The 19,835-nt window shown below is 62.6% G+C and carries 16 protein-coding genes; 7 read left to right on the forward strand and 9 right to left on the reverse strand.

The annotated features are described in order from the left end of the window. Nucleotides 1–52: 52 nt before the first annotated feature. Entirely contained in the window at nt 53–2,092 is a 2,040-nt protein-coding gene (metG, locus tag J3A71_RS06460) for a methionine--tRNA ligase (protein WP_016488767.1), read from the reverse strand. A gap of 158 nt (nt 2,093–2,250) precedes the next feature. On the opposite strand from metG, the gene apbC reads away from it, so the two are divergent. After that, complete coding sequence (gene apbC / locus J3A71_RS06465) at nt 2,251–3,345, forward strand: iron-sulfur cluster carrier protein ApbC (protein WP_016488766.1); 1,095 nt, start codon at nt 2,251–2,253, stop codon at nt 3,343–3,345. Between the two features lie 185 nt (nt 3,346–3,530). Here the strand turns inward: apbC and J3A71_RS06470 are convergent, their stop codons facing one another. Continuing rightward, entirely contained in the window at nt 3,531–3,740 is a 210-nt protein-coding gene (locus J3A71_RS06470; protein WP_016488765.1) for a cold-shock protein, read from the reverse strand. 328 nt (nt 3,741–4,068) lie between these two features. Here J3A71_RS06470 and dcd point away from each other — a divergent pair, with 328 nt between their 5' ends. Beyond that, complete coding sequence (gene dcd, locus J3A71_RS06475) at nt 4,069–4,635, forward strand: dCTP deaminase (RefSeq protein WP_003258001.1); 567 nt, start codon at nt 4,069–4,071, stop codon at nt 4,633–4,635. Between the two features lie 94 nt (nt 4,636–4,729). After that, complete coding sequence (locus J3A71_RS06480; protein ID WP_016488764.1) at nt 4,730–4,957, forward strand: hypothetical protein; 228 nt, start codon at nt 4,730–4,732, stop codon at nt 4,955–4,957. Between the two features lie 6 nt (nt 4,958–4,963). Here J3A71_RS06480 and pdeM read toward each other — a convergent pair whose 3' ends face one another. The 7 genes from pdeM to J3A71_RS06515 form a co-directional block, all read right to left on the reverse strand. Continuing rightward, nucleotides 4,964–5,614, reverse strand: coding sequence for a ligase-associated DNA damage response endonuclease PdeM (gene pdeM / locus J3A71_RS06485; RefSeq protein ID WP_023048370.1), 651 nt, complete (start codon nt 5,612–5,614; stop codon nt 4,964–4,966). Beyond that, nucleotides 5,611–8,073, reverse strand: coding sequence for a ligase-associated DNA damage response DEXH box helicase (locus tag J3A71_RS06490; protein ID WP_096426689.1), 2,463 nt, complete (start codon nt 8,071–8,073; stop codon nt 5,611–5,613). The genes pdeM and J3A71_RS06490 overlap by 4 nt, the downstream gene beginning before the upstream one ends. A 66-nt stretch (nt 8,074–8,139) precedes the next feature. Continuing rightward, on the reverse strand, nt 8,140–9,255 hold the full coding sequence (locus tag J3A71_RS06495) for a succinylglutamate desuccinylase/aspartoacylase family protein (protein ID WP_024717445.1): 1,116 nt from the start codon (nt 9,253–9,255) through the stop codon (nt 8,140–8,142). 134 nt (nt 9,256–9,389) lie between these two features. Beyond that, on the reverse strand, nt 9,390–11,048 hold the full coding sequence (locus J3A71_RS06500; RefSeq protein ID WP_096426688.1) for an ATP-dependent DNA ligase: 1,659 nt from the start codon (nt 11,046–11,048) through the stop codon (nt 9,390–9,392). Continuing rightward, the gene (locus J3A71_RS06505; protein WP_016488759.1) at nt 11,045–12,061 is read right to left on the reverse strand and encodes a ligase-associated DNA damage response exonuclease; all 1,017 of its coding nucleotides are present in this window, start codon (nt 12,059–12,061) and stop codon (nt 11,045–11,047) included. Before J3A71_RS06505 ends, J3A71_RS06500 begins: the two co-directional genes overlap by 4 nt. A 107-nt stretch (nt 12,062–12,168) precedes the next feature. Next, entirely contained in the window at nt 12,169–14,610 is a 2,442-nt protein-coding gene (locus J3A71_RS06510; RefSeq protein ID WP_209952719.1) for a penicillin acylase family protein, read from the reverse strand. A 103-nt stretch (nt 14,611–14,713) separates the two neighbouring features. Further along, on the reverse strand, nt 14,714–16,054 hold the full coding sequence (locus J3A71_RS06515) for a PLP-dependent aminotransferase family protein (protein ID WP_016488757.1): 1,341 nt from the start codon (nt 16,052–16,054) through the stop codon (nt 14,714–14,716). 172 nt (nt 16,055–16,226) lie between these two features. Between J3A71_RS06515 and J3A71_RS06520 the strand changes: the two genes are divergently transcribed. The 4 genes from J3A71_RS06520 to J3A71_RS06535 are packed head-to-tail and all read left to right on the forward strand — an operon-like array spanning nt 16,227 to nt 19,832. Continuing rightward, nucleotides 16,227–16,940 (forward strand): serine O-acetyltransferase, encoded by a 714-nt coding sequence (locus J3A71_RS06520; RefSeq protein WP_023049356.1) that lies wholly within the window; start codon nt 16,227–16,229, stop codon nt 16,938–16,940. Further along, nucleotides 16,937–17,725: an alanyl-tRNA editing protein gene (locus J3A71_RS06525; protein ID WP_016488755.1), complete on the forward strand. Its 789-nt coding sequence runs from the start codon at nt 16,937–16,939 to the stop codon at nt 17,723–17,725. The genes J3A71_RS06520 and J3A71_RS06525 overlap by 4 nt, the downstream gene beginning before the upstream one ends. After that, a complete protein-coding gene (locus J3A71_RS06530; protein WP_016488754.1) occupies nt 17,722–18,933 on the forward strand; it encodes an MFS transporter in 1,212 nt (403 codons plus the stop codon). Before J3A71_RS06525 ends, J3A71_RS06530 begins: the two co-directional genes overlap by 4 nt. Next, entirely contained in the window at nt 18,930–19,832 is a 903-nt protein-coding gene (locus tag J3A71_RS06535) for a pyridoxal-phosphate dependent enzyme (protein WP_016488753.1), read from the forward strand. Before J3A71_RS06530 ends, J3A71_RS06535 begins: the two co-directional genes overlap by 4 nt. The last annotated feature ends 3 nt before the right edge of the window (nt 19,833–19,835 follow it).

Here is a 19,835-nt window from a genome sequence, read left to right on the forward strand (position 1 = left end):
GCAATCAAGGCGCAGAGGGAACTGCCCCGGCACAAAGGCCGGGGCAGGGCTGTTACTTGATGCGCTGGCCTGGCTTGGCGCCGCTGTCCGGGCTCAGCAGGTAGATTTCTTCACCGCCAGGGCCGGCCGCCATGACCATGCCTTCGGACACGCCAAAGCGCATCTTCCGTGGCTTGAGGTTGGCTACCATCATGGTCAGGCGGCCTTCCAGCTTGGACGGGTCAGGGTAAGCCGACTTGATACCGGAGAACACGTTACGGCGCTCGTCACCGATGTCCAGGGTCAGTTGCAGCAGCTTGTCGGCACCTGCCACCGCTTCGGCCTTGACGATCAGTGCCACGCGCAGGTCAACGGCAGCGAAGGTGTCGAATTCGATTTCTGCCGACAGTGGGTCCTTGCTCAGCTCGCCGTTACCCGCCGGGGCCTTGGCTTCGGCGGCCAGCAGGTCCTCCTTGCTGGCTGCGACCATGGCTTCGACCTTGGCCGGTTCGATGCGGCTCATCAGTGCCTTGAACGGGTTCAGCTGGTGGTTTTCCAGGCGCGACAGGTGGTCGTTCCAGGCCAGCGGGGCAACGTTGAGGAAGGCCTCGGCGTCGGCGGCCAGCACGGGCAGCACGGGCTTGAGGAAGATCACCAGCTGACGGAACAGGTTGATGCCCTGGGCGCAGATGGCCTGCACTTCATCCTGCTTGCCTTCCTGCTTGGCCAGCGACCACGGTGCTTTGTCGGCGATCCAGGCGTTGGCGCGGTCGGCCAGCGCCATGATCTCGCGCATGGCGCGGCCAAAATCGCGGCCTTCGTAGGCTTCGGCGATCGACGGGGCAGCGGCCAGGAAGGCCTCGGTCAGCTCAGGTGCGGCATCGCCGGCCACCATCACGCCTTCATTGCCTTTGTGGATGAACCCGGCGCAGCGGCTGGCGATGTTGACCACCTTGCCCACCAGGTCGGAGTTGACCTTCTGCACGAAGTCTTCCAGGTTCAGGTCCAGGTCGTCGACGCCACGGCCCAGCTTGGCCGCGTAGTAGTAACGCAGGTATTCCGGCTGCAGGTGGTCAAGGTAGGTGCGGGCCTTGATGAAGGTGCCGCGGGACTTGGACATCTTGGCGCCGTTTACGGTCAGGTAGCCGTGCACGTTGACCGCAGTCGGCTTGCGGAAACCGGCGCCTTCGAGCATGGCAGGCCAGAACAGGGCGTGGAAGTTGACGATGTCCTTGCCGATGAAATGGTACAGCTCGGCCTTGGAGTCTTCTTTCCAGAAGGCGTCGAAGTCCAGCTCTGGGCGGCGTGCGCACAGGTTCTTGAAGCTGGCCATGTAGCCGATTGGCGCGTCCAGCCATACGTAGAAGTACTTGCCTGGTTCGCCCGGGATTTCGAAGCCGAAGTACGGCGCGTCACGGGAGATATCCCACTCCTGCAGGCCGGAATCCAGCCATTCGGCGAGTTTGTTGGCCACGGCGTCCTGCAGGGTGCCGCTGCGGGTCCACTGCTGCAGCATCGCCTGGAAGTCTGGCAGCTTGAAGAAGAAGTGCTGTGAATCACGCAGTACCGGGGTGGCCCCGGAAATCGCCGACTTGGGGTTCTTCAGCTCGGTGGGCGCGTAGGTCGCGCCGCATTTTTCACAGTTGTCGCCGTACTGGTCTTCGGCCGCGCACTTGGGGCAGGTGCCCTTGATGAAGCGGTCGGCCAGGAACATGCCCTTTTCCGGGTCGAAGTACTGGGTTACCGAACGGGTGGCGATGTGCCCGGCTTCACGCAGGCGCGTGTAGATCAGGCTCGACAGTTCGCGGTTTTCTTCGCTGTGGGTGGAGTGGAAGTTGTCGAACTCCACCAAAAAGTCGGCGAAGTCGCCGCTGTGCTCGGCCTGGACGTTGGCGATCAGCTGTTCCGGCGTGATGCCTTCCTTTTCGGCACGCAGCATGATGGCCGAGCCGTGGGCGTCGTCGGCGCACACGTAGATACACTGGTTGCCGCGCATTTTCTGGAAGCGTACCCACATGTCTGTCTGGATGTACTCGAGCATATGGCCAAGATGGATGGATCCATTGGCATAGGGCAAGGCGCTGGTGACGAGAATCTGACGTGGCTCGGACATGGTGGCTCGGCTACTTATCTGGCGACGGGGTAAAAATAAGGATGATCGGCCACTATAAAGGGCTGGCGAAGATATTTCACCCCGCATGCGCATCTGCTGACGATTGACGGGTTAGGATAGGCGCCTGTTCTACATCAAGTTTGCCAATGGGAGTCTCCATGAGTGCCGTCACCCGTGCCGCCGTTGAAGGCGTGCTTCGCCAGTACACCGACCCCTATCTGAACCAGGACCCGGTCAGCGCCGGTTGCGTGCGCGCCATCGATATCCAGGGCGGTCAGGTCAGCGTGCAGTTGCAGTTGGGGTATGCCGCCGGGCTGTTCAAGAACGGCTGGGCCCAGGTGCTGCAGACCGCCATCGGCAACCTCGAGGGCGTCAGCAGCGCCCAGGTGTCGATCGATTGCCAGGTGGCCGCGCACAAGGCCCAGGCCCAGGTACCGGCCATGGCCAACGTCAAGAACATCGTCGCCGTGGCCTCGGGCAAGGGTGGGGTGGGCAAGTCGACCACCGCGGCCAACCTGGCCTTGGCCTTGGCCCGCGAAGGCGCGCGGGTGGGTATTCTCGATGCCGACATCTACGGCCCAAGCCAGGGCGTGATGTTCGGTATTGCTGAAGGCACCCGCCCACAGATCCGTGACCAGAAGTGGTTTGTGCCGATCAAGGCTCATGGTGTGGAAGTCATGTCCATGGCGTTCCTCACCGACGACAACACGCCGATGGTCTGGCGAGGCCCGATGGTCTCCGGTGCGCTGCTGCAACTGGTGACCCAAACCGCCTGGGACGACCTGGATTACCTGGTGATCGACATGCCGCCGGGTACCGGCGATATCCAGCTGACGCTGGCGCAGAAAGTGCCGGTGGCCGGCTCTGTGATCGTCACCACTCCGCAGGACCTGGCGTTGCTGGATGCCAAGAAGGGCGTGGAGATGTTCCGCAAGGTCAACATCCCGGTGCTCGGCGTGGTCGAGAACATGGCCGTGCATATCTGTTCAAACTGTGGTCATGCCGAGCATCTGTTCGGCGAAGGCGGTGGTGAGAAGCTGGCGAGCCAGTATGGCGTCGACCTGCTGGCCTCGCTGCCGTTGTCGATGCTGATCCGCGAGCAGGCCGACAGCGGTAAGCCCACGGCGATTGCCGAGCCGGAAAGCCAGATTGCCATGGTCTATCAGGAACTGGCCCGCCAGGTGGGTGCACGCATCGTACTGCAGGAAGCAGCCGCACCGGCGATGCCGAGCATTACCATCAGCGAAGACTGACGCATTTCCTGTGGGAGCGGCCTTGTGCCGCGAAAGGGCCGCAAAGCGGCCCCGGCAATATGTGGTTGGATCACCTATCTTGGGGGTGCTTCGCACCCCTTTCGCGACACAAGGCCGCTCCTGCACAGGCATAAAAAAACCCGCCAGAAGGCGGGTTTTTTTGAAAGCTAGGAAGCGAGATCGACTTAGGCGATCTGAACTTCTTCAGCCTGCATGCCTTTCTGGCCGCGGGTAGCGACGAAAGTAACAGCCTGGCCTTCTTTCAGGGTTTTGAAGCCGTCAGCTTGGATGGCTTTGAAGTGCACGAACAGGTCGTCACCCGACTGAGGGGTGATGAAGCCGTAGCCTTTCTCATCGTTGAACCACTTAACGGTACCGGATTGGCGATTGGACATTTTTCTGTCTCCTTGGACAATTTAATAACGGTCAGGAAAAACCCTGCCCGGGACTGAGCGCAAAGAGAGCAGAAAATTCAGCGATGGGCCGATCAGGATCGTGCATCAAACTAGAGATTCTCGGTGTCACGTGCAGCACAGTGGCGTCACCTTACCCCACTTTCCGCAACCTGCCAATGGTCTGGAGAAGCTTTAGGCAAATTCGGATCGACGGCGGCTGCAGCCTCCGCCCGGCGCGGGATGCGGCATAGAACTTTAACCTGCGCGCCGGGACCGGTAAGATGCGCCTCACGATTTTTACCACGCAACTCTTCAGGACACCCCCGCCATGAGCATCAAATCGGACAAGTGGATTCGCCGCATGGCGCAGGAACACGGCATGATCGAACCGTTCGTCGAGCGCCAGGTGCGCGGCGAACAGGACAGCCGGGTCATTTCCTTCGGTGTTTCCAGCTACGGCTACGACGTGCGCTGCGCCGACGAATTCAAGGTTTTCACCAATATCAACTCGGCCACCGTCGACCCCAAAAACTTCGACGCCGGCAGCTTTGTCGATATCAAGAGCGACGTCTGCATCATCCCGCCGAACTCCTTCGCCCTGGCCCGCACTGTCGAGTATTTCCGCATTCCGCGTGACGTGCTGACCATCTGCCTGGGCAAGAGCACCTACGCCCGCTGCGGCATCATCGTCAACGTCACCCCGCTCGAGCCCGAGTGGGAGGGCCACGTGACGCTGGAGTTCTCCAACACCACCACGCTGCCGGCGAAAATCTACGCCAACGAAGGCGTGGCACAGATGCTGTTCCTGCAGTCGGACGAAGAGTGTGAAGTGTCCTACAAGGACCGTGGCGGCAAATACCAAGGCCAGCGCGGCGTTACCCTGCCACGTACCTGAACCGACAAACGCGGGGAATTACCCGTGGCTTTGGCACTCCAACGCTGTAATGCCGATGCGCATGATGCGTATCGGCTTACGTCAGGAGCAGCCAATGAAACTCCATCCCGCAATCAGTGCCAAGCTGGCAGGCCTGCAGCCCAACCACGTCGGGTTGTTGCCCTGGTCACTGCTGGCGCACCCGCTGCCGATGCAGGCGGGGGGCGTGCCGCACCAGCCTGGTCCCGATACGCCACAGCCCCCGCAGCCAGGCGATACACCTCTTACGGAGCCAGGCGAACCCACCTTGCCTGACGAGCCGCCTCCGGCGCCTGTCGCCTGAGCGCATTTACACCGGCCAGACGCGCCCCGCGCCAGACAGGTAGATCTTGCTGGCGTCGGCTGGCGTAATTTCCCAGCCACCGGTGAATTCACCAAATGCCGGCAGCAGGCTCACGCGGGCATCGATCAGGAAGCAAGGCAGGCGCAGTCGTTGGCGAGCCTTGCCGCGCAGGACGAAGACCGGGTGAACATGGCCTGCCAGCACCGGATGGGTGGGGTGTGGTTGAGGTTCGTGCTGTAGCGCGAACGGTTCCAATAGCCAAGGTTCATCTTGCACTTCAATGCGCAGCGAAGCGGGGGGATCGCCTGCGTTGCGATCATGGTTGCCGCGTATCAGGACTATTTGCAGATTTGCATGCCGTTCCCGCCAATCATGCACCTTGGCCAGTGTCGCCGGGGCGCGTGCCGTTCGGGCATGCAGAAAATCGCCCAGAATGATCAGCAGCTCACAGTCATAAGCCCCCAGCAGGCTATCAAGCCGCGCGAGTGTGGCCTGCGTGGTGCCGCGTGGTACCGGCTGATGGAGGGCGCGGTAGCTGGCGGCCTTGCCGATGTGCACGTCTGCTACCAGCAGAGCGCGGCGGGCAGGCCAGTAGATGGCTTTGTCGGGGAGCAGCCAGAGCGTTTGGCCACAGTGGGTGATGGGCTGATGATTCATGGTTCAGTCGGGCCCATTGACGCAGCGCTTTCCAGCTCAGCCACCATTCGCGCAATCCGGTCCGCCAGTTTTTCGGTGCTCAGCGTCTCGCGCATGCCTTCCACGAGCAACGCAAATGCCAACGGTCCCGGCCGCTTCAACATACGCAGGTCCAAGCGCAGGCTGCCCATTTTCAGCAATTGCTGATGCAGCCGGTCAATTTCCAGCTCCTCTCTCAGCACCTCGTCCCGCGCCTGGCCCAGTAGCAGGTTGTCAGCGTCATGCTTGCGGAAAACCTCGTAGAACAGCCCACTGGATGCCTGGATCTGCCGGGTACTTTTCTGTGCTGCCGGGTACCCGCCAAAAACCAGCCCGGCGATCTGGGCGATCTCACGAAAACGCCGCAACGCCATTTCTCCCGCATTCAGGCTAGCCAATACATCCTCCAGCAGGTGTTCGGTAGCAAGCGCCTGCGGCAAGTACGCTGCCCAGTCCACGGTGCCAGGGCTGAGCAGCTCGAACCCATAATCGTTGACGGCAATCGATACCGACAGCGGCTGCACGCGGCTGACCCGCCACGCAATCAGGTTGGCCAGGCCCAGATTGGCCATGCGCCCGGCAAACGGGTAAAGGAACAGGTGCCAACCCTGGCGGGATTTGAACGTCTCGGCCAGCAGCGTGCCTGTCGTGGGCAACGCCGACCATTGAGCCTGTAGCGCCAGCAGCGGGCGCACCGCGCGCATCTCCGGGCCCTCGAAGCGCTCATGGGCTGCGGCATCGAGTTGTTCAACCAGCGCGTCGGCCAGTTCGCTGGAGAGCGGCATGCGCCCGCCATTCCAGCGCGCCACCGCAGCCTTGCGCGCAGTACTGCGACGCACATAGGCCGTCATGTTTTCCACCCGTACCAGTTCCAGCACTCGCCCGCCAAATACCAGCGTATCGCCCGGGCGCAGGCGGGCGATGAACGCTTCTTCGACACTGCCCAGCGTTTTGCCCCCGCCGCCCTTGCTCCAGTATTTCAACTGCAGGTGGGCATCACTGACAATGGTGCCGATGCCCATGCGGTGACGGCGCGCCAGGCGTTCACTGGCCACGCGATAGGTGCCGTCCTCTTGGCGTTCAACACGCTGGTAATCAGGGTAGGCGCTGAGTGAGCCTCCGCCGTGGCAGACGAAGTCCAATGCCCATTGCCACTGGTTGTCGCGCAACTCGGCGAACGCCCAGGTGCTGCGCACTTCGGACAGCAATTGTTCTGCGCGAAAACCACTGCCCAAGGCCATGCTGACCAGGTGCTGCACCAGGACGTCCATGCACAGGCGTGGCGAGAAGCGCGCTTCAATGTGCCCGGCTGCCAGTGCCTGGCGGGCTGCTGCTGCTTCCACCAGTTCCAGGCTGTGAGTAGGCACCAGGGTTATTCGCGAGCGACGCCCCGGTGCATGACCGGAGCGACCGGCCCGCTGCATCAGGCGGGCAATACCCTTGGCCGAGCCGATCTGCAGCACCCGCTCCACCGGTAAAAAGTCCACGCCAAGGTCCAGGCTGGACGTACAGACCACTGCCTTCAGGCTGCCCTGCTTGAGGCTGCGCTCGACCCAGTCACGGGTGTCCCGGGCGAGCGAGGCATGGTGCAGGGCAATCAGCCCGGCCCAATCGGGGCGGGCGTCAAGCAGGGCCTGGTACCATAGTTCGGCCTGGGCACGGGTGTTGGTAAATACCAGACAACTGGCACTGGCGTCGATCTCATGGCTGACCTGCTCGAGCATCTTGAGGCCCATGTGCCCGGCCCAGGGGAAGCGGTCAATCGCCGCCGGCAGCAGGGTATCAACCTGCAGCGCCTTGTCCTGGCGGCCCTGCACCAGCAGGCCACCTTGTGGCAGGAGTACCTCCAACGCGTGTTGCAGGTTGCCCAGCGTGGCAGAGAGACCCCAGGTGGGCAGCCCGGGGTGCCACCGGCGCAGGCGGGCGAGGGCCAGTTGCAGTTGTACCCCGCGTTTGTTGCCCAGCAGTTCGTGCCATTCATCCACCACCACCAAGCGCAGCGTGGCGAAGTCTTCGCGGGCCTGTGCCCGGGTCAATAGCAAGGTGAGGCTTTCGGGGGTGGTGACCAGTACACTGGGCAGGCGCCGTGCTTGCCGGGCGCGTTCGGCGCTGCCAGTGTCGCCGCTGCGCACCCCTATGCTCCAGGGCAGCTCGAGCTCATCAACGGGCGCTTGCAAGGCACGGGCAGTGTCGGCGGCCAGGGCTCGCATGGGTGTCACCCATACCACCTGCAGAGGTACAGATTGGCGGCCCTGTGGCAGGGCCTTGAACGCACGTAGCGCGGCGAGCCATACCGCGTAGGTCTTGCCTGCGCCGGTACTGGCATGTAACAGGCCAGACTCGCCACGTTCCACTGCTGCCCAGACACGTCGCTGGAAAGCGAACGGCTTCCAGCCGCGTTTGGCGAACCAGGCATTGGCAAGGTCAGTGGCGGTGGGCATGAGGCAGTGGTCCGTCCAAGGTTGTGCTTCTACAGACCAGCCGCCAGTGGCAATGGTTTTACCGAATCAGTTGCCCAGCAGATAGCCGCTGCGGCATACCTGCTCGCCGGCCACATGGGCGATGACCATGCCCGCGGTTGCCATGCGCCGCACGCTGCGGGCGTACAACAGGCCTGGCTGGCTGTTGCGTACGGCGGTCACCCGGTCGCTGAGCGGGTCGATGATTTCTGCGATCAACTGACCGGCTTCCAGGTGCTGCCCTGGTTTGGCGTGATACACCAGCAAACCGCCCAGTGGCGTCGACACCGGCTCGACAGCAGCCAGCGCAGTGGCGGGGTTGAGCAAGGCCGGCAAGGCGGGGCTGGTGCCCTCGATAACACCCGCGTGGGTCAGGAAGTCGATTATCGCCTGGCAATCCTGGCTGGCCAGGTCATGGCTGACATCGGCCTGACCACGCAGTTCGACAGTCACCGAGCAGCAGCCCAGCGGGATAGGGAAGCGCTTGCCGAAGCGTTGCTGCAACTGCCACCAGACCAGGCTGAAGCATTCGTCGAACGACTGCCCGCCCGAGTCGGTGGCCAGCAGGCTGGCCTGGGCGCCCAGGTAGCGGGCCAGCGGCTCGATCTGCTGCCAGGCGTCGGGCGTGGTGTACAGGTGCTCGACCGCCTCGAAATCGCAATGCAGGTCCAGCACCATGTCGGCGTCGCAGGCCAGGCGCTGCAGGATCAGGCGCTGCGCCTGCAGGGGCGTGCGGGCCGGATGTGCCTCCAGCCCTCGGCGCAGGTATTCGCGAATCAGCGCAACGTTATGCACCGGGTCCTGAGTCAGGTGTGTTTCGATCTGGTCGCCAATGGTGTCCGACAGGTCGACGAAGTTGCGGTTGAAGTTTTCGCCGCTTTGCAGTTCGAAGCGCCCCAGTGGCGCATCCAGCAGCACTTGTTCCAGGCCGACCGGGTTGGCCACCGGTACCAGGACGATTTCACGCTGCAGGCGGCCCTGTTGTTCAAGTGCCATCAAGCGGTGTTTGAGGTGCCAGGCCACCAGCATGCCTGGCAGCTCGTCGGCGTGCAGCGAGGCCTGGATATAGACCTTGCCGCCACCACGGGGGCCGAAGTGAAAGCTGTGCAGTTGGCGGGTGATGCCCGGAACGGGTGAGAGCAGGTCGTGGGTTGAATGGTGCATGGCGGTCCTGGATGCGTGGCGAATACGGTCTGCGACACGGGTCGGCTCAAAGATAGAAGCATAATTTTTGGCCTTGCGCCTGCATCGCTTTCGCTCCGTTGATCGCGCTGGCTTCTTCGCGGGCCAGAATTGCCTCAGGCCAGCAATGCCTGCAAGGTTGCCAGGTCATCCGCCTCTTCCACCGGCTTGTCCAGCCGCCAACGCAGCATGCGTGGAAAGCGCACGGCGATGCCGCTTTTGTGACGCTTCGATAAAGCGATGCCTTCAAAGCCCAGTTCGAACACCAGCGTCGGCGTCACGCTGCGCACCGGGCCGAAGGTTTCCACCGTGGTCTTGCGAATAATGGCGTCGACCTTGCGCATTTCTTCGTCACTGAGGCCGGAGTAGGCCTTGGCAAAGGGCACCAGTGCGCGGCCCGATGTGCCGGCCGGTGCATCCCACACGGCAAAGGTATAGTCGCTGTACAGGCTGGCCCGCCGGCCGTGGCCGCGCTGGGCGTAGATCAGCACGGCATCGACGCTGAACGGGTCGATCTTCCACTTCCACCAGGTGCCCATGTCCTTGGTGCGCCCCACGCCGTACAGGGCTTCACGCTGCTTGAGCATCAGGCCCTCGACACCCAGGCTGCGTGATTGCTCGCGCTGGCGGGCGAGGTCAGCCCAGTCGGGGCCTTCGAGCAGGGGCGAAAGCAGCACCGGGGCCAGTGGGTGGTCTTGTACCAACTGTTCCAGCTGCCGGCGGCGTTCGTGCTGCGGCCGGTTGCGCCAGTCCTCGCCTTGCCACTCCAGCAGGTCGTAGGCTTGCAGTACCACCGGTGCATCGCTCAGCAATTTCTTGCCCAGCGTCTTGCGGCCGATGCGCTGCTGTAGCAAAGCAAAGGGCTGTACCGCCAGTTCAGCGGGGGTATCGCCTGGCTTCCATACCAGGATTTCACCATCCAGCACGACGCCGTCGGGTAACGTCTGCGCCAGGCTGTGCAGCTCGGGGAAGCGATCGGTGACCAGCTCCTCACCACGCGACCAGACCCACAGCTGGCCTTCTCGTTTGACCACTTGGGCGCGGATACCGTCCCATTTCCACTCGATTTGCCAGGCGCTAGGTGGCCCGAGCAGTACGTCGAACTGTTCGGTTGGCGCTTGCAGCGGGTGCGCCAGGAAGAACGGGTAGGGCAGGCCGCCGCGCTGGCTGTGTTCATCGGCCGACTCGGCGGCAATCAGCTTTTCATAGCTGGCGGGCGTGGGGCGGTGGCTGATATCGGTGTAGCCGACCATCCGCTGGGCGACGCGTTTGGCGTCCAGCCCGGCCAGTTGCGCCAGGGCACGGGTGACCAGCAGCTTGGACACGCCTACGCGAAAACTGCCAGTGATCAGTTTCAGGCACAGCATCAGGCTGGGGCGGTCCAGCTGCGCCCACAGCGGCTGCAGGCGCCGTTGAGCCTGCTCTGGTGGTAGCCCGCGCAGGGGCAGCAAGTACTGCTCCACCCAGGTGGCAAGGCCTTCATCGCTGCCCTCGGCGTGGATGGGCAACAACAGCGAAATGGTTTCGGCCAGGTCACCCACTGCCTGATAACTTTCTTCGAAGAGCCAGTCCGGTAACCCGGCCCTGGCCATTGCCTGTTCGCGCAACAGGCGAGTGGGCACCAGCTGGCGTGGGCGTCCGCCGGCCAGAAAGTACACGGCCCAGGCCGCATCTGCGGCGGGAGCACTGGCGAAATACTCGCGCAGCGCCTCTAGCTTGGCGTTGCTGGAAGTGGTCGCATCCAGGCGCAGGTACAACGTGGCGAAGGCTTTCATAGTGTGGGTTCGGTAGTGATAACGTCGTCCTCGTCGCCGTATTCGGTGGCGAAGGCGCGGGCATCAAGGCCTTGCTCGTTGAGGTAGCGCACCAGCACGTTGACCGAGCCGTGGGTGACCATCACCCGTTCGGCGCCCGTCTGGCCGATGGCCCACAGCAGGCCGGGCCAGTCGGCATGGTCCGAGAGCACGAAGCCCCGGTCTACGCCGCGGCGCCGGCGGGTGCCGCGCAGCAGCATCCAGCCACTGGCGAACGCATCGCTGTAGTCGCCGAAGCGGCGCATCCAGCTGCTGCCGCTGGCCGAGGGGGGCGCCAGGACCAGCGCCTGGCGCAGCAAAGGGTCGTTGCGCGGTATATCGCCGGCATAGCGCGTTTCTGGCAGGTGTACGCCGGCGTCCCGGTATACCCGGTTGAGGGGTTCGACGGCGCCATGAACGAGGATCGGGCCGAGGCTGGGGTCCAGCCCATGCAGAATTCGCTGGGCCTTGCCGAAGGCATAGCAAAACAGCACGCTGGCCTTGCCCTGTTCGCTGTTGGCCCGCCACCAGGCATTGATGCCGGCGAAGATGTCGGCCTGGCTGGGCCAGCGGTAGATTGGCAGGCCAAAAGTGGATTCGGTGATGAAGGTGTGGCACGGCACCGGTTCGAAGGGTGTACAGGTGGCATCGGGCTCAACCTTATAGTCACCTGAGGCGACCCAGACTTGGCCCTGATGCTCCAGGCGCACCTGCGCCGAGCCCAGCACATGGCCGGCCGGGTGCAGGCTCAGGGTCACGCCATGGTGTACCAGGCGCTCGCCGTAAGGCAGGGTCTGCAAGTTGATGTCTTGGCCCAGGCGGCTACGCAGGATGCCGGCGCCGGGGCTGGCGGTCAGATAATGGCCATTGCCGGTGCGTGCATGGTCACCGTGGCCATGGGTGATCACGGCGCGGTCCACGGGCCGCCAAGGGTCTATGTAGAAATCACCGGGCGGGCAGTAGAGGCCTTCGGGGCGGGCGATGACGAGGTCCATGGCATGGGCGCCGGTTTGGAGTTACCAGTTAGGAGCCATGCTGGAGAGAGGAAGTTCGACCGAGAATGGTTGGGGCTGCCAAGCAGCCCCGAAAAAGGCGATGGCGTTTATTTGCCGGGCACCAACGTGAGCCGCGGGTTGCCATATGCCCTGCCAAAATTCTGCGGCTGTAGCGGCAGGTTCATGAAGCGCCCTTTGAACCACGCATCCAGCCCGTCACTGTAATGTGCGCTGGCCGGGTTGCCCGACTGCCCGCTGCTGGTCAGCACCTGCAAAGGTTCGGCCTGGCCGAAGTCGACGATCATCCGCGCCGAGGCCGGCAGGCGGGTGTCGAAGTCGCTGCCCCAGGCGTACGGCGTGAGGGCCAGGGTAGTGAGGTCGCCGCCTGCCGCCAGCGGCGAACGGCTGGTGGCATCGCCCAAACCATGATAGGCCGGTGCCGGCCAGCGGTATTGGTGCAGCTTGCCCCACTGCCAGGCGCGGCGGTCTGCGCCCAGTTGTGCGGTGCCGGCATCCACCGCGCCAGCCAGGCTGCGGGCGAGGATGGTGGGCTTGTCTTCTTTCTGCGGGGTGCTGCGGTCATCCCAGAACGGGCTGTCATCGCGACCGAGCAAGTGATCGGCCTGCGCCGAGAAGGACAACCGTGCATTGTTGACGAAGGCCTGCCAGGCCGGGCCGGACTCCGGGCCAAGGTCGTCGAGGAACGTCTGTCGTGCCACTTCCTGAAGGAACAGCTCATACAGCGCTGCATCAGCCGACACCGTGCTCAGACGGCCGTCGAACGCCTTGAGCCGGGCCAGCGCACCTTTGGCCTTGTCGCGCTGGGCGGCGGGCAGCGCATCGATCGCCTGCTTCAGTGGCTGGGCCATGCCGGGGGCATCGAACATCTGCTTGAGCTTGCCGGCCAGCAGGGTCACCTGGTCGTTCTGCATTGCCATCAGGCTGCGGCTGTCGTGGCGGCCATTGCCGGCCAGCTGGGCCAGGCGCTCAGCGCGTTCCGGGTAATACCAGGTGCTGGACAGCTGCATGCCATAGCCTCGCGGCAGGCTGCGCTGGTTGGCGTGGCCGATCCAGCCGGCAGGTGGGTCCTGGTCGTAGGGGTGCAGCATCGGGTCGGCATAGCCGTCCCAGTCATAGCGCCCGTCCCAGCCGGGCGAGGGCAGCAGGCCCTGGCCTTCACGGCGATTGGGGTAGCGGCCGCTGACCTGCCAGCCGATGTGTTCAGGTTCGGCGAAGACGAAATTGAGGGCAGCAGCAGTCACTTCACGGGTACTGTCGAAGGCGCGCTCCACGTTCTTGGCCCGGGTCAGGTCAAACAGCGCATCCAGGCTGCGGTCGCCCTTGAACTGCGGCAGGTTCAGCGCCAGGCCCAGGCCGGCGTTGTCGGGTTGGGCCAGCAGGGTGCCGTGGCGGGTGTCGTACATCACCTCGCGCAGCGGGCGCTGGCCACGGACAAAGAAGGTTTCGCTACGGGCGCGGGCCGGCAGCCATTTGCCATCGGCCAGGTAACTCAGCTGGTTGCCCTGACGTCGCAGTTGCTCCAGGTACAAGTCCTGGTTGTCGGCCATCACGGCGCTGCTGCTCCAGGCCAGCTTGCCGTTGTAGCCGGCCAGCACGATTGGCAGGCCGGGTAACGACAGGCCGGCGACCTGGTACTTGCCAGTGTGGATTTGCACCGGGCTCAGGGCCCAGGCGGCACGGCTGTCGCTGGCCAGCAGGCTCTTGCCACTGCGGCTGCGCTGCGGCCCCAGCGCCAGGTTGGCCGAGCCCGGGCTGCCGAGCAGGCCAAGGTCGGCCAGTTTCTGGCTGGCGGCCGCCAGTGCGTGAAGGCCCGGCAGCTGGCTGGCCAGGTTCAGGCCCTTGAGCTTGTCCACTTCGCCTTGAGCCAGTGGCTCATCCGGGGCGCCGGGCAGCAGCCAGGCCAGTTTGTCACTGCCGGCCTTCTCTGCCAGGGTCAGGGCGCTCAGTTCTTCCTGCAGGTTCACCGACTGGCTGAACGCGTACAGGCAGAAGATCAGCGCCGAGTCCTCAGGCTTCCAGTATTCGGGGCGATAGCCACTGTTGGCCAGACCGGCCGGCAACTTGTCGCGGTAGCGGAACAGGTAGGCGTTGACCCCGCGTGCATAAACTTCGAAGAAGCGCTTGAACCGTGGCGATGCGTCGGCGTATTGCTGGGCGGCGCTCTGCTTGAGGTTGGCAGCGCGCATCAGGCGGTCGATGTCCAGCGCGTCGCTGCCGGCCAGTTCGGCCAGGCGACCCTGGGCGAGCAGGCGCATGGCAACCATCTGTTCGATGCGGTCGCCGGCGTGCACATAGCCCAGACTGAACAGCGCATCATGGAAGCTGCTGCTTTCGATCAGCGGCGCGCCCATGGCGTTGCGGCGCACCGAGACGTTTTGCGCCAGGCCCTTGAGTGGCTGCACGCCGCTGGTCGGTGGCACGCTGTCCTGGTGGCCGCCCGTCTGGCAGCCGGCCAGCCCGAGCATACCGAGCAGCGTTGCGGCGGTTGCAAACCGCAGGCGTAAGGGAGGAAAGGCGGGGGCGGCCATGACAAGGGCTCCTGCAAGGCGAGGCGGGTTTCGAAAGGCGCTAAGGTAGTAAGCGCGCAGGCGCCATGCAAGGTCCTATGTCGGTTTATTTACCTGCGCAGGCTCAAACGTTGAAGTGGTCTGCCAGCGTGTCGGAAAAATGCGTGCAGTTGATGCGCGCATAGCGCCGGTAGTCACGGGTGACCGCGAACGCAGAGCCGGGCATCAGCAGGATCTTGTTCTGCTCCAGTTTGCGTACCAGAGGTTGCAGGTCTGGCAGGTCCGGGTGATAGACCCAGAGGAACATGCCCCCTTGCGGCGCGATCTCGAACTGCCAACCGCGCTCAAGCAACAAGCGTTGGGTCTGAACTTGTTGCCGTATCAGGCGCTGCTGCACATCCTTCATATGCCGGGCATAGGTGCCATCCGACAATATGGTGTTGACGAATCGCTCGCAAAACGCAGGCACGGCTACGCAGGTCAGCAGTTTCAGGCGGGTGAGGGGTTCTATCAGGTCTTGCGAGCAGGCGATGAAGCCCACGCGTAACGAGGCGGACAGGCATTTGGAAAAACTGCCGATGTAGATGACCCGGTCAAGGTTGTCCAGTTCGGCGAATGTCTGGCGCACGGCAGGGCTGAAGTCGCCATATACATCATCCTCGACCACGTAGAACTCGTGCTCCACTGCCAGGCGCAGCACGCTGAAGGCGTTGTGCGGGCTGATGTTGCTGCCGGTGGGGTTGTGGAAGGTGCTGTTGCAGAAAAACGCCTTGACCTTGTGCCTGGCCAGGTGGCTTCTCATTTCCTCCACGTCCGGCCCGTCCTGGGTCCGCCGAATGCCGACAACGTGCCCGCCCGCCAGCTGGATCAGCTTGATCAGGTTGCCGTTGCCCGGCTCATCGACGAAAACGTGGTCGCCTGGCTTGATCAGCAAGCGGGCGACCAGGTCCAGGCCTTGGGTAGCGCCTAGCGTCGTCAGCAACTGGTTGGGGCGGGCTTCGACACGGGTCAGCCGTTTCATGTGCACACACAGCTGTTTGCGCATGGGCAGGTAACCCTGGATATCGCCATATTCTGCCAGCGAACTTTGCTCCAGCCGCGCCGTGCGCCGAATCGCCTTGGCCAGCAGTTCGGTGTCCCGCCATGCGGGGGGCAACCAACCGCTGCCCAGTTTGGTGTAGTGCTGGCCGCCTTGCAGCAGACGGAACAGCGGGTCTCCGGCCATGCACTCGGGCTCGTGGATCACGCTGGTTTGCCGGGTGCGGTTTGCGACGAAGTAACCGCGGCCGGGCGAGGCCGTCAATACACCTTCGCTGACCAGCTGGGCATAGGCCGATACCACGTCGTGGTAACTGAAGTCGACCGCTGCTGTCAGCTTGCGAATGGAGGGCATGCGTTGCCCGGGCAACCATTCGCCTGCATCCAGGCGTTGTTTTAACAGGTGATGAAGGCTGCAGGGGTTCATGGCAGGTCCGAAGCCGTTAGAAAAAAAAGCCTAACAGTTAACGGAAATGCTTGTCGACTGTTCGTTTGCTAATGGCCAGTACATGCCACTATCCCCTTGTCGGAACTTTCGGCTGCCAGCAACGGCGGCACTTTTAACGTCTGTGCAGACCAGATAACTGGATATCAAGCCCATGCAGATTATGGACATGCAATCAGCCGTCATTGCCAGGCTTCCTGTGCCTGACGAACTGGCCTCATTCAAAGTTGTGAAAAACCTTGTGACCTCGGCGTTATTGGAGTGCTGCTCAATCGATGAGTTCGAGGCACTTGTTCAAACATCAGTGATTGAAAGTGTTTCAGAACAGGCGCATGCCGATTTACAGGCCTTTGCCCAGAAAGACCCGGCTGCTGGCCGTGACCTGGTGTTCATTGCAAGGACCTATACCTCTTATTCTGCAGTTCTGCATTATCGGCTTGCCCATTGGATATATAACAATACTGCTTCTACCTACGGCGCTGGTGGCCAATGCCTGGCCGCGATGATCTCCAGGCGCGGGAAAATGCTCTCGGGTGCGGAAATCCATTTCCGCAGCCGTATCGGTGCGCGTTTCATCATCGATCACGGCATGGGCACCGTCATTGGTGAAACCTCGACCATTGGTGACGATTGCTACGTGCTGGGCGGCGTCACGCTGGGCGCTCGCGGCATCAGCGACAACCCTTCGAGCCCTCGCCATCCAACCCTCGGCAACCGGGTCCAGATCGGCGCTTTCGCCAGTGTACTCGGCGCTATCCATGTGGGTGACGGCGCCTTTATAGGGCCTGGCTGCATTGTTACAAAAGACGTACCTGCGGCTGCCCGGGTGCAGGTTAAAACATCATTGCAGGTGGTACTGGAATCATGAACGCTCTGAACTATGAAGTGTTACGCAATACTGAGAAGCTGTATTACAAAGACCAGTATCTGGCGGGCGCAAGTACGCAAGTAACGCGGGTGCACAGTGACGGTATCGAGTTGCAAAGTACCGTGGCCTATCCAGAAGGTGGTGGCCAGGAGGCAGACGTCGGCACCATTGAACTACCGATCGGTACCGTGCGCTTTGTCTGGGTAAAAAAACTCTATGGCAGCCCTATTCGCCTGGAAGGTTTCAAGGGCGGAAAACTGGGCGGCATCATTATTCACAGCCTGCACCCTGATGACTTGCATCTGCTGGACGAAGTCACCGTTGGCATGCCGGCCCGCGTCACTATCGATACTGAACGGCGCGAACGGTTGACGCTGTCTCACAGTGCCAGTCACTTCCTGTATGCCGCGGCGATCAGCCTGCGAGAAGAATTGAAACAGTGGACCATCGGCTGCCACATCAAGGAAGACTCTGCGCGGTTCGATTTTCTGGTTGAGGACGCTTTCACTGCCGAAGACGTGGTTGAGATAGAGCGGCGTGCAAATGAGCTGATCGCCTGCAATGCGCCCATCGAGCACTACGCGGTGCAGGGCCTGGAAGACGCGCGGTTGTGGACCTACAACGGCATCGAAATCCCGTGTGGCGGCACACACCTTGAGTCGCCTGGTCGCATCGGGCGCCTATCCGTGCGGCGCAAACGCCTGGGCAAGGGCAAAGAGCGGCTGATCTGTGTGTTCCCGGATGCCGAAATCGATCTGTCCACCTATCACGAGCCTGCACTATGAACAGCACACTCCCGCGGCGGACCTACCTGTACTTCAGCGCACAGTCGATCAACCTGACGACCGCCGTCATGTCCGTGACCATGGCCGCCATTGTCGGTGCGGCCTTGGCACCCGCTGCTGCGTGGTCCACCGTGCCCTACGGGTTCCAGTTCCTGTGCCTGATGCTGGCGACCTACCCCGTCTCCAGGTTGATGAGCCGTATCGGTCGCAAGAAGGCCTTCATGCTGGGGGCGATCCCTTTGGCGGCTTCTGGTATCAGCGGTTATCTGGCTGTGGAGTACCAGCAGTTCCAGCTGCTGGTGTTGAGCCATTCGGCGTTGGGCGTGTATATCGCCTTTGCCAACTTCAACCGCTTCGCGGCCACTGACAATCTGGCCCAGAGCCTCAAGCCCAAAGCCCTTTCACTGGTTGTGGCGGGGGGCGTGATTGCCGCAGTGGTGGGGCCGACACTGACCGAATGGCTCAGGGACGTTGGCGGGTACCCGCTGTTTTCGCTGTGTTATGCCTCGTTTGTTGGCCTGGCGGTGATTTCGCTGATGATTGCCGTTTGCCTGCCCAACGATGCCGGCACCGCCAAGGCTCGTCAGCACGCGGAAAAATCGGCCACTCCCCGCGCCGAACCGTTCAGCCCGGCCGTGAAAGTTGCCATGGCGGTGGCGGCACTGAGCTACGGGATCATGAACCTGCTCATGATTCAGGCATCGATGCACATGAAACACATGCATGAGGACTTCTCTGACGTGCGCCTGGCAATCCAGTGGCATGTGGTAGCCATGTTTGCACCGTCGTTTTTCACCGGCGCAATCATCCAGAAGCTGGGCATCAAGACCACCATCTGTGCCGGTTTGGCCCTGTTGATCGGATGCTCGGCGCTGAATATCTGGTCCCACAGCTACGCCATGATGACCCTGGCGCTGATTGCCCTCGGGCTGGGCTGGAACCTGACCTATGTGGGCGGCGGTGCATTGCTGGCCCAGGCGCTGCAGAACAGCCCGGCAGCGATGCAGATGCAGGGCAAGAACGACTTGGCCATTGCCATATTGGCAACCGTCGGTGCCTTCAGCCCTTCACTGTTGCTGAGCACGGTTGGCTGGGATGGCACCAACGCCATCTGCATGGCCCTTTGCATCGGTTTGCTTTTCGCCACTGCTGGCCTGCTGCAGAACAAGGCCTGCCTGCACACTTCCATGGAAGGTAGCCGCAAATGAGCGAACTCATCAGCGTCAGCGAACGCATCTACACCAAACTGGAAATGAACAACCCAGGCGGTAGCCACAAGTACCGGGCAGCCCGGCTCATCGTGGAACATGCCTTGCGCAATGGCGACATCATCCCAGGTGTGACGACAGTCATCGAAAAAACCGGTGGCAGTTTCGGTTTCGGCTTGCTGGCGGCCTGCCACAAATACCAGGTTGCCGTGGAGCTGGCGGTAGGGCTTGGCTTCAGCCAGACCAAACGGGACTTGCTGGAGTGTTTTGGTGCCAGGCTGATCGGCAAGGAAATGCTGGTGGCCGGTGCCACGCCCAAGGATGTCGTGATGCATCACCTGGATAACCAGGTCGCGCTGGGCAAGTCCTATTTCTATACCGATCAATTCAACAACCCGGTGGGCATTGAAGCCCATCGTTACCAGACGGCCAGCGAACTGGCCGTGCAATTGACCAACGTCGGGGCTGGGCGGGAAATCCTGTTTGTCGGCTGCGCCGGCACTGGTGCAAGTTTTACAGGTATTACCCTGGGGCTGAAGGACCACGGTTTTGACGTTTCGACGGTGTTGGTCGACCCCAGCGGTTGTGATTCAAGGGCGGGCGTGTTCACCGACCATCGCTTTGAAGGCATGGCGGTGGGTGTTTGCCCACCCTTCATGGACTGGTCGCTGGTGGACGAACGGGCTCAGGTGCAGCACGCCGAAATGCTGGCCGCACAGCGCTGGTTCTACATGCAAAGTGGCATTTTCGTGGGGAATACCGCCGCAGCCTGCCTCGCTGTTGCCCAGCGCATGGCACAGCACCCGCGGTATGCCGCGACCACCCTGGTCACCATCGCCTATGACGCGGGGCTCTGGTACCAGGACTTGCTGGGGGCGACCCGGCGAAAGGCCGCGTAGCAG

Source organism: Pseudomonas sp. PvP089 (genome assembly GCF_017875165.1).
Taxonomy (GTDB): Bacteria; Pseudomonadota; Gammaproteobacteria; order Pseudomonadales; family Pseudomonadaceae; genus Aquipseudomonas; species Aquipseudomonas fortuita.